The sequence below is a fragment of the Fundidesulfovibrio sp. genome, assembly GCF_058402725.1.
The window spans coordinates 1-10,323 of record NZ_JBZVFJ010000129.1 but is presented as its reverse complement, the minus strand read 5'-3'; the positions used below and the strand labels follow the sequence as shown (position 1 = coordinate 10,323).

The following is a 10,323-nucleotide window of genomic DNA, read 5'->3' as shown; positions in this document are numbered from 1 at the left end:
GTTTGCGTCAGGAGCCCAGATCGAAGAGCGCCCCAGGTCCACCTCGGGGGTGCGGAGATTGGTGGACGGTTGCCGGAAGCCGTAGAAGGTCTGCCGGGAGGAGAAGCCCTGCATGTCCTCGCCTGCGGCCAGGGCCTTGTCCTGGGCAAGGAGGCTGCGGACCTTGGGGACAAGGGGCAGTTTGGTGTTGTCCTCCGGGATTCCGGTGGACCCCCAGTCGTCGCTCATGGGCCTCTTCCTCGCGCCGGGACGGGTGGAAACGGCTTGCATCCGGCGCTGAAGTCCTTATAGCCATTTCCTGCGCGTTTGACTACCGGCGAACCCCGCCCGGGCGGCGCGTATTCTTCCTGGAGTGTTGCGGATGATGTTTTTCAGGTCCGGGCCGCGTTTCAAGACGCCCGAATGCCCGGAGTGCGGCGGCCGGGTCCATCCGGCCAGGCTCTGACGCGAGGCCGTGGTGCGCTGCAGGTCCTGCGGCAGACATTTCCCGTTGACCCAGTTCGCCGAGATGCTCGACGAGGACTGGGAGAACTACTACGCGTCGTTCCCCATGGACCGTCTTTAGACGGGCCGGACATCCAGCGCCAGGCCCGTCTCCAGGCGGGCCGGACATCCAGCGCCAGGCCCGTCTCCAGACGGGCCGGAAATCCAGCGATAGGACTGCCCGAAGGACAGGCCCTTCAGCGCTCCTCGCACCCGCAATCGCAGAAGCAGACCGGCCTGGCCGGTCCCGGATCGTCCTCGTCCTCCCCGTGGAAGCCGAACCCCGGGAACGACGCGGCCCAGGCCGTCACCGGCTCGCCGTCCGCGCCCTTGAGCCCCGCCGGAACCAGCACCGACGCCAACTCCCACCCCTCGAAGACCTCCGGCAGGAGCGCGCGCAGCACCCGCCCGTCCACCTCGGCCCGCACCATGGCCCGCGCGCCGCTTGACGACTCCGCCACCAGCTCCACCGGCCCCGGTCCGGCCAGCCGCGCCGAGAAGTACAGGTCCAGCCTGGCCCCCTCGCGCGCCAGGCGCACCAGGCGGGGACGCTCCGCGTAGCCGTCGGGGGCCTTCTCCGGCTTGAGAAACACGAAGGCCGGTCCGTCCATGAGCCTCCCCGAGGCGTCGCAGGCCCCGGCCGGCGCGCCCGCCGGAGAGCGCCAGGCGCGCCTGCCCGGCCAGTCCCTACGGGGCTTGAGGACCACGGGCACGCCCGGCGGCGCGGGCGGGTCCACGCGCATGTCCCAGGCCTCGGGGTCCGCATAGGCCGCGCCGGGGACCTCGCTGCCGCGGCGCTCCTGGCCCAGGGCCTTGAAGCGCGCCGGGAAGGCGATGTTGGTCAGGTCGCCGTCCAGGCGCACGCCCCGGGGCCAGGCCTTGCGCAGGAAGTCCTTGCCCGCGAAGCGGTCGTCGGGTCCGGGGGGCGGGGGCGCGCCGCAGTCCGAGAGCGATTCGTCCTGCGTGCGCTCGGTGAAGAGCACCGCGTTGGAGAGGTGCTGCAGGCGCGTGGTGTTGCCGCTCTTGATGAGCGAGGCGCGCAGCAGCCAGCTGTTGTGGAAGGCGAACACCGGCCCCCGGGGCATGCCGCCCTTCTTGTCGTACTTGTAGACCTTGCCGCCCCGGTTGGGGTCCAGCTCCGTGCCGGGAGGGTCCACGGCCACGCCCCGGTTGGCGAAGAAATACCAGAAGCCGCCCTCCACCTCGTCCAGGGAGAACCAGGCGTGGGCGTCGCGGATGCGGTTGTGGCTCACCCACCAGTTGTGGGCCTGGCGCTCGGGCTCCACCACGTTGTCGCGGATGCGCGTGAGGGTGTTGCCGGTGAACTCCACGTTGTGGTTCTGGGCGTAGGCGGGCTTCCTGTCGGCCTTCATGCGCATGCCGTTGAAGGCGTCGGCGATCTCGTTGCGCCGGATCACCACGCTGCCGGGGATGCCCAGGCTGCCGAAGATGCCGCCGTTGTAGTAGAAGTAGCGCTTGCGCTTGGCGTCGAGCCAGAGCAGGTCGCGCCAGATGGAGCCGGTGGGGTCCTGGGTCCAGCGGTTGTCCTCCAGGAGGATGTGGTGCGTGTCCTGGCCGCGCGCGTAGACCATGTAGCGGCTGTCCACGCAGGTGACGCGGCGCACGGTGACGTAGGAGCTGTCCTGGATGTAGAGCAGGCAGGGCCAGCAGCTGGCGGCGTGGAAGTTCTCGAACTCCAGCCAGGAGCAGCCCACGGCCTTGAAGAAGGCGAAGTGGCGCAGATCCGGGAGCATGGAGTCGCGCGGGGTGCCGCCCAGGCCGCCGTCCAGGAGCGTGCGCGCGCCCAGGCCCCGGATGGTCACGGGTGCGCGGGGGCGTCCGGCGATGTCCGTGAGCGTGACGGGCTTGCAGGCCGGGGGGTTGCCGGTCTGCTCGTCGAAGAGGATGGGCGGCCAGTATTTGCCGGGCAGCAGCTGGAGGATGTCGCCGGGATAGACGCAGTGGAGCGCGTCCTGCAGGGTGCGCGTCTGCACGAAATCGCCGCCCAGCTCCGGCGGGAGCCTACGGCAGTCGCCCTTGTAGGTGATGTAGAGCACCCGGCGGCCGTTCTCCACGCCGTAGGGCAAGGGGCGTTCGCTTCCGGACATGAAGGGTCCTCCCGGATCGAGCCTTATTCTATAGAGTTACGCCGAACCTGTTCGCAAGGACGATTCCAGCAATGCCCGTCCCGGTCGCCGCCGTCAAGGGTGGGCTCTTGCCTGGAGGACCGATGCCGGGCATGATGCGGCGCACTTCGCGCAAGGAGAGTTCATGGACGGGCAACGCAGGATTCTGGTGCTGGGCGTGGGAAACATCCTCTACACCGACGAGGGCGTGGGCGTGCGCTGCGTGGAGCGCCTGGAGCGCGACTACGAGTTCACACCCAACGTGACGCTCCTGGACGGCGGCACCCTGGGCATGCGCCTGATGGACGCCCTGCTCAACGCCGACACGGCCATCGTGGTCGACGCGGTGCTGGGCGGCCAGACCCCGGGCTCCATCTACCGCTGCACCGGCGACGACCTGCGCAAGTCCCTGGCCTTCAAGGACTCCATGCACCAGACCGACCTGGTGGACACCCTCATCTACTGCGACCTGCTGGGCAACCGCCCCGAGTGCGTGGTGCTTGGCATCGAACCCCACGACTACCAGACCATGGCCGTGGAGCTTTCCCCCCTGCTCACCGAGCGCCTGGACGATCTGGCGGCCTTCGCCCTCAAGGAGATCGAGGCGGCCGGCGGCGGTTTCAAGCCCCGCCAGCGCCTGCACGCCGAGGCCTGACGCCTCCCGGCGCGCCCGGGCCTCCGGGCCGCCCGGGCCGCGTCCATCCAGCGCCCGGCAGCTTGGGGAGGCCCCATGCCACGCCGCGCCGCAGTTCCGGCCCCGATCCGGCATCCCGCGCACGTCCGGGGGGTCGGCTCGCCGGTCGCCCCTGCCGCCGACGCGCCCTTCGGCTCGTCCCGCCGCTCGCCGCTGATGCCGGCCCTGGCCCTGCTCCTGGCCCTCCTCGCGTGCCCCCCGGCGAGCGCGCGCGCCGCCGACGCGCCCCCCCAGGCCCCCGTCGCGCTGGACTCCGGCCCCGTGACCGGCCTCCTCCTGCCGGGCCTGCGCGCCTACCTTGGCATCCCCTACGCCGCGCCCCCCGTGGGCGCCCTGCGCTGGCGGGCGCCCCGGCCCCCGGCCGCCTGGAACGAACCCCGCCCCTGCACGGCCTTCGGCCCCGGCTGCCCCCAGCCCGCCCAGAAGCCGGAGGGCCGCTTCAGCGAGGACTGTCTCACCCTCAACGTCTGGACCCCGGCCGCTAACCCGGGCGGAAAGCTCCCCGTGATGGTCTGGGTGCACGGCGGCGGCTTCAACTTCGGGGCCTCGTCCCAGGCCGAGTACGACGGGGCCAACCTGGCCCGCCGGGGCGTTGTGGCGGTCACCCTCAACTACCGCCTGGGGCCGCTGGGCTTCCTGGTCCACCCGGCCCTGGACGCGGAGTCGCCCCACGGCGTCTCGGGCAACTACGGCCTCCTGGACCAGACGGCGGCCCTCCGCTGGGTGCGCCGCAACATAGCGGCCTTCGGGGGCGACCCGGACAACGTGACGCTCTTCGGGCAGTCGGCCGGGTCGCGCTCGGTGTCGCTCCAGCTCCTGAGCCCGCTCTCTGAGGGGCTCTTCCGGCGGGCCATCACCCAGAGCGGCGGCCCGGTGATCGGCTCAGAATACCTGAGCCCCGTCTTCGACGGCGACAGCCTGCGCGCCGCGCGCATGGGCCTGGAACTGGCGCGCCGCATGGGCGCGGACAAATCCCCGGACCCGTCGGCCGTCCTGCGCGCGGCCCCTGCGGACGAGGTGGTTCGGGCGGCGGCCTGCGACACCGGGCTCTTCGCGGAGGAGATCTTCTTCAGCCCGGTCTTCGACGGCTGGGCGCTGCCCGCCGACCCGGGCCCGGCCATCGCCTCGGGGCGCATGCACCCCGTGCCCGTCATGGCCGGGAGCACCGCCAACGAGGGCGCGGCCTACCTGGGCCGCGAACAGAACCTGGACCGCGACCGCTACGAGACGTTCCTCAAGTCCCGCTTCGGGGCGCGCTGGCGCGATGCAGCCGCCGTGTTCCCGGCCCGCGCCGACGCGGACGTGCCCGGGGCCATCGACCGCATCGTCACCGTGGGGGCCAACGCCGAGCCCGCTCGGTTCATGGCCCGCTCCCAGGCGTCCCACGGGCGCAAGGCCTGGCTCTTCCATTTCTCCCGCGCGCCCGGCACCGACCTGGCCCGCCGCTTCGGCGCGCACCACGGCGTGGACCTGGCCTACGTCTTCGGCAACCTGGAGCCGCCCCAGGCCTACGACGCAGCCGACCGGGAGCTCTCGCGCCAGGTGATGGACTACTGGACCAACTTCGCCCGCACCGGCGACCCCAACGGCCCGGGCCTCCCCCACTGGCCCGCCTGCCGCCCGGGCAGCGAGCCCGTGATGGAATTTGCCGACGCCCCGCGCCTGCGCCGGGATCTTTTCCCGCGCCAGTCGGACTTCGTGGCGGGCGTCTCCCGCTTCCCGCGCGAGGCCCGCCCGTGAACGCGCACGCGGCCGGCCCCGTGAACGACCTTGCGGCCGGTCTTGCGAGCGGCCTCGCGTACGCCCCCGCAATCGCCCGCGCGGGCTTGCCCGCAGGCGGCCTTGACGCCCCCCGCGCTCCTCGGGCATGCACCGGATGTCCCAGCCCAGGAGGCCCGTCCATGCGCAATGTTTTCCCGTCCGCCCCGCCCCGACGGCGCGGCCGCTTCACCGGCCCGGCCTCCCTGGCCGTCCTGCTGGCCGTCCTGCTGGCGGCCTTGTCCCCCCTGGCCGGGCAGGCCGCCGACAAGGCGCGGCACGGGGCTAAACCGGCGGTCCAGGCCGCCGCGAAACCGTCCGTCCAGCCCCTGCGCCTGACCATCCTGCACACCAACGACGTGCACGCGCGCATTCTGGAGTTCAATCGCTTCGGTCAGATCTGCACGGCCGAGGAATCCTCCAAGTGCGAATGCTTCGGCGGCTTCCCCCGCCTGGCCGCCGCCGTCGCCGCCCGCCGCGCCAAGGGCGGCAACGTGCTCCTCCTGGACGCGGGCGACCAGTTCCAGGGAACCCTCTTCTACACCGTGCTCAAGGGGCGGCCCTCCCGCGAGGCCATGAACGCCCTGCGCTACAACGCCATGACCCTGGGCAACCACGAGTTCGACGACGGCCCCGAGGTGCTGGTGGACACCTTTCTGAACGGGCTCTCCTTCCCTGTGCTGGCGGCCAACGTGGACGCCTCGGGCTTCGCGCCGCTCAAGGAGCGCATCGCGCCGTGGGCCGTGCTTGCGGTGGGCGGACGCAAGGTGGGGCTGGTGGGTCTGGCCTACGAGGACACGGCCTCCATCTCCGCCCCCGGCCCGGAGGTGGCCTTCGGCGACGCCCGCCAGGCCCTGGAGCGCGGCGTGAAGGCCGTGACCGCCCAGGGCGCGGACATCGTGGTGGCCCTCACCCACGTGGGCTACGGCCGCGACAAGGAGCTGGCCGCCTCGGTGGACGGCGTGGACGTGATCGTGGGCGGGCACACCCACACCCTGCTCTCCTCCACCGACCCCAAAGCCGCCGGGCCTTACCCCACGGTGGTGCCCTCGCCCTCGGGCAGGCCGGTGCTGGTGGTGCAGGCCGAGGCCTGGGGCAAGTACCTGGGCGAGCTCACCGTGGATTTCGACGCCTCGGGCGTGGCCACGGCCTGGAACGGTCAGCCCCTGCTTCTGGACGCCTCCATGCCCCAGGACCCGGCGCTTCTGGCCAAGGCCCGGGGCTGGCAGGAGGAGTTGGCCCCCTACCTGAATCAGCCCGTGGGCAAGGCCCTGGAGGCCCTGCCCTTCGACTGCCGCTTCGGCGAGTGCGTGCTGGGCTCCGTGCTGGCCGACGCCGTGCGCATGGCGGGCAAGGCCCAGGGGGCGCAGGCGGCCTTCGTCAACGGAGGGGCGGTCCGCACGGGGCTGCGCGCCGGTGACGTGAGCCAGGGCGACCTGCTGGCGGTCTACCCCTTCGCCGACACCGTGGCCACCTTCCAGCTCTCGGGAAAAGACCTGCTGGCCGTGCTGGAGCACGGCGTGGCGGCCGCTTCCGACCCCTCGGCCAAGGGCACGGGGCGCTTCCTGCAGGTGTCGGGGCTCCGCTATTCGTTCGATTCGAGACGCCCCGAGGGCCAGCGCATCGTCACGGCCTCCATCCAGGGGGCGGACGGCGGTTTCGCCCCCGTGAACCCGGAGGCCCTCTACACCCTGGCCACCACCAGCTACCTGCTCAAGGGCGGCGACGGAAACGTCGCGCTCAAGGACGGCGCGCGCCGGGTGTACGCCTTCGGCAAGTCCGTGTCCGACGCCCTGGCGGACTACGTGGCCAGCCACTCGCCCCTGCCCGCGCGCCCCGAAGGCCGCATAACCCGCCTGAGCGACGCGCTGCCCCAGTAGGCCGTACGAAAAAGACAAAGCCCCCCGCCGGAAAGGTTCCGGCGGGGGGCTTTTCCATGCATCGGCTTTTCGGCGGCGCGGGCCAGGCGAAACGTGGTCCGGCCTCGCGGCCGGGGACCTCCCACCCGTTTGCCCTGCCCGCCTCCGCCGGACGTCCGTCCGCTAGACCAACGTCTTCACCACGCCCAGGGCCGCGTCGTAGTCGGGCTCGTGGGTCACTTCGGGGACGATCTGGGCATGGCGCACCACGCCCGAGGCGTCCACCACGAACACCGCGCGCGCCAGCAGGCGCAGTTCCTTGATGAGCACGCCCCAGGCCTGGCCGAAGGCGGCGTCGCGGTGGTCGGAGAGGGTGGCCACCTGGTCGATGCCCGCCGCCGCGCACCAGCGCTTCTGGGCGAAAGGCAGGTCCATGCTGATGGTCAGGATGCGCACGTCTGCCCCCAGTTTGGAGGCCTCGGAGTTGAAGCGCCGGGTCTCCATGTCGCACACGGGGGTGTCCAGGGAGGGCACGGCGGCCACCACCAGCACCTTGCCCGCGTAGTCGGCCAGGGTCTTGGGGTTGAGGTCGTTGTCCAGGACGGCGAAGTCCGGGGCCTTGGCCCCCACGGTCAGTTCGGGACCCAGCAGGGTCAAGGGGTTGCCGAAGATGGTCACCACGCCTTTGCGTTCGCTCATGGCGATCTCCTTTTCATCGGATTTTCCGGCACTGTAGCGCAAAGAGCCCCCCGCGTCAGCCCTTTCCGGCACATTTCGGCAAAGAAGTTTGACAATCAAACCAATCCAGCCTATTATCTTGATGTTCAAATTACACGACACTCAAGACAAGGACTTGCCATGCACACCCACGATCACGGACCAGGCGGCTGTTCCCACGACCACCACCATGCCCACGACCACGCCGGCTGCACCCACGGGCACGACCACTCCCACCACCACGGCGAACGCGGGGCGCGGCTGGTGTTCTGGCTCACGGTGGTCACCATGGCGGCGGAGATCCTGGCGGGCTGGGCCTTCGGGTCCATGGCGCTCCTGGCCGACGGCTGGCACATGGCGGGCCACGCGGGGGCCATGGCGGTGGCCTGGTTCGCCTACGTCTTCGCGCGCCGCCACGCCCACAATCCCGATTTCGTCTTCGGCTCGGGCAAGGTGAACGCCCTGGCGGGGTTCGCTTCGTCCATCGGGCTGGGGCTGGCCGCGCTCTTCATGGGCGTGGAGTCGCTGGTGCGGCTCTTCTCGCCGGTGCGCATCGACTTCACGGAGGCCACGGTGGTTGCCGCGCTGGGCCTGGGCGTCAACGTTGCCAGCGCCTGGCTCCTGCGCGACGAGGACCACTCCCACGCCCACGACCACAACCTCAAGGCCGCCTATTTCCACGTGATGGCCGACGCCCTCACATCGGTGCTGGCCATCGCGGCGCTCCTGGGCGGACGCTACGCCGGGTGGGTCTGGCTGGACCCGCTCATGGGCGTGGTGGGCGCGGTGGTGGTGGGGCGCTGGGCCTGGGGCCTTCTGGTGCAGACCTCGCGCACGCTCCTGGACCACAGCGCCGCTCCGGAGCTGGTGGCCGAACTGCGCCGCAAGGTGGAGAGCTGCGGGGCCACCGTGCGCGAACTCTCCGTGTGGCAGGTGGGACCGAGACGGCTGGCCGCGCAACTCACCCTGGAGGACGCCGCGCCGCGCCCCCCCGAACACTACAAGGCCCTGCTGGACGGCGTGGACGGCCTGGCAAGCGTGCTCGTAGAGGTGCACCCCTGCCCGTGCCCCATGGAACAGGAGGGTTGATTGCAAATTCAACCGCCCGGGGATACTATGAACGTATGCCCGATCTGGAAAGCCTGAGCGCTCAAGTTCTGGAATTCTACGAGAAGCTGTCCTCCTGGGAGCACGCCGTTGCCCGCGACAGCCCCCTCACGCTGCCCCAGACCCACGTTCTCGAGGTGCTGGGGCAGCACCCTCCCCTGCGCATGAAGGAACTTGCCGCCAAGATGGGCGTGACCACAGGCACCCTCACCGTGGTGGTGGACCGCCTGGAGCGCCTGGACATGGTGGCCAGGACCCCCAACGAGGCCGACCGGCGCTCGGTGCTCGTCACGCTCACGGAGCGCGGGCGAGCGCTCTTCGAGGAGCACCACAAGCACCACCTGGACCTGGCCCGCGACCTCTTCGCCGCCCTCACCGAGGACGAAACCAGGGCCTTCGCGGGCATCCTGCGCAAACTCAACCAGGCCTTCTGAGGGGGACCGGCGTGGGCAGCGTGCTCATCATCGACGACGACCTCCCCATCCGCGAGGCCCTCTCCCGCGTGGTGGAAACCCTGGGGCTCCACGCCGAGGAATCCGCCACCCTGCGCGACGGCCTGCGCAAGGCCCGTTCCGGACAATACGACGTGGTGCTCCTGGACGTGCGCCTGCCCGACGGCAACGGGCTGGACGCCATCGGCGAACTCCAGAGCGCCCAGAGCCGCCCGGAAGTGATCGTCATCACCGGCTGGGGCGACCCGGACGGCGCGGAGGCCGCCATGCGCCGGGGCGCATGGGACTACATCGAGAAGCCTCCCACCCTCAAGGCCATGACCGGCCCCCTGCTCTCGGCCATGGCCTACCGGGGCTCGAGGCCGCGCTCCTCCCTGGGCGGTTTCGCCTGGGACGGCGCGGCCGGACAGCACCCCGGGCGCATGGCCTGCCTGGAACAGGCCGCCCGCGCCGCGCGCAGCGAGGCCGCCGTGCTCATCACCGGCGAGACCGGCACGGGAAAGGAGCTGGTCGCCCGGGCCATCCACGCCAACTCCCGCCGCGCCCCCGGCCCCTTCGTGCCCGTGGACTGCGCCGCCCTGCCCTCCACGCTGGCCGAGAGTCTGCTCTTCGGCAGCGAGCGCGGGGCATACACCGGCGCGGACCGCCCGCGCGAAGGCCTGATCCTTCAGGCCCACGGAGGCACGCTCTTCCTGGACGAGGTGGGCGAACTGCCCCTGGACGTGCAGAAGACCTTCCTGCGCACCCTCCAGGAGCGCAAGGTGCGCCCCGTGGGCGGCCCCGTGGAGCGCCCCTGCGACTTCCGCCTCCTGGCCGCCACCCATCGCGACCTGGACGCCATGGCCGAAGCGGGGGATTTCCGCGAGGACCTGCTCTTCCGCCTGCGCGGCATGGTCATCGCCCTGCCCCCGGTGCGCGAACACCCCGGCGACGTGCTCACCTTCGCCGCCCACTTCCTGGATCAGGCCTGCGCGCGCCTCGGCGCGGCCCCCAAGCGCATCTCCCCTGCGGCCGAGACGGCGCTGACGGCCTATTCCTGGCCGGGCAACATCCGCGAAATCCAGAACGTGATGGAGGGCATGGTGGCCCTGGGCCTGGAGGAGCCGGAACTGCACCCCGTGCACCTG

10 protein-coding genes are annotated in these 10,323 nt (G+C 71.3%); 7 read left to right on the top strand and 3 right to left on the bottom strand.

Annotation, left to right across the window (positions count from 1 at the left end):
* Positions 1 to 228: hypothetical protein (locus ACV4UX_RS14800; RefSeq protein WP_491594049.1), on the bottom strand; the 228-nt coding region annotated here is incomplete at its 3' end.
* 229 nt (positions 229 to 457) lie between these two features.
* Here ACV4UX_RS14800 and ACV4UX_RS14795 point away from each other — a divergent pair.
* Positions 458 to 565, top strand: a complete 108-nt coding sequence (locus ACV4UX_RS14795) for a dual CXXC motif small (seleno)protein (protein ID WP_491594048.1) — start codon at positions 458 to 460, stop codon at positions 563 to 565.
* Between the two features lie 115 nt (positions 566 to 680).
* Here ACV4UX_RS14795 and ACV4UX_RS14790 read toward each other — a convergent pair whose 3' ends face one another.
* On the bottom strand, positions 681 to 2,591 hold the full coding sequence (locus tag ACV4UX_RS14790) for a right-handed parallel beta-helix repeat-containing protein (RefSeq protein ID WP_491594047.1): 1,911 nt from the start codon (positions 2,589 to 2,591) through the stop codon (positions 681 to 683).
* A gap of 163 nt (positions 2,592 to 2,754) precedes the next feature.
* Here ACV4UX_RS14790 and ACV4UX_RS14785 point away from each other — a divergent pair, with 163 nt between their 5' ends.
* From ACV4UX_RS14785 to ACV4UX_RS14775, 3 genes are all read left to right on the top strand, one after another.
* Positions 2,755 to 3,264 (top strand): HyaD/HybD family hydrogenase maturation endopeptidase, encoded by a 510-nt coding sequence (locus ACV4UX_RS14785; RefSeq protein WP_491594046.1) that lies wholly within the window; start codon positions 2,755 to 2,757, stop codon positions 3,262 to 3,264.
* Between the two features lie 75 nt (positions 3,265 to 3,339).
* Positions 3,340 to 5,043, top strand: a complete 1,704-nt coding sequence (locus tag ACV4UX_RS14780; protein WP_491594045.1) for a carboxylesterase/lipase family protein — start codon at positions 3,340 to 3,342, stop codon at positions 5,041 to 5,043.
* Between the two features lie 161 nt (positions 5,044 to 5,204).
* Entirely contained in the window at positions 5,205 to 6,941 is a 1,737-nt protein-coding gene (locus ACV4UX_RS14775) for a bifunctional metallophosphatase/5'-nucleotidase (RefSeq protein WP_491594044.1), read from the top strand.
* Between the two features lie 162 nt (positions 6,942 to 7,103).
* Here ACV4UX_RS14775 and tpx read toward each other — a convergent pair whose 3' ends face one another.
* Positions 7,104 to 7,619 (bottom strand): thiol peroxidase, encoded by a 516-nt coding sequence (tpx, locus tag ACV4UX_RS14770; protein ID WP_491594043.1) that lies wholly within the window; start codon positions 7,617 to 7,619, stop codon positions 7,104 to 7,106.
* Between the two features lie 159 nt (positions 7,620 to 7,778).
* Here tpx and ACV4UX_RS14765 point away from each other — a divergent pair, with 159 nt between their 5' ends.
* From ACV4UX_RS14765 to ACV4UX_RS14755, 3 genes are all read left to right on the top strand, one after another.
* A complete protein-coding gene (locus tag ACV4UX_RS14765) occupies positions 7,779 to 8,726 on the top strand; it encodes a cation diffusion facilitator family transporter (protein WP_491594042.1) in 948 nt (315 codons plus the stop codon).
* 35 nt (positions 8,727 to 8,761) lie between these two features.
* Positions 8,762 to 9,178, top strand: a complete 417-nt coding sequence (locus tag ACV4UX_RS14760) for a MarR family winged helix-turn-helix transcriptional regulator (protein ID WP_491594041.1) — start codon at positions 8,762 to 8,764, stop codon at positions 9,176 to 9,178.
* Between the two features lie 11 nt (positions 9,179 to 9,189).
* Positions 9,190 to 10,323: sigma-54-dependent transcriptional regulator (locus ACV4UX_RS14755; RefSeq protein ID WP_491594040.1), on the top strand; the 1,134-nt coding region annotated here is incomplete at its 3' end.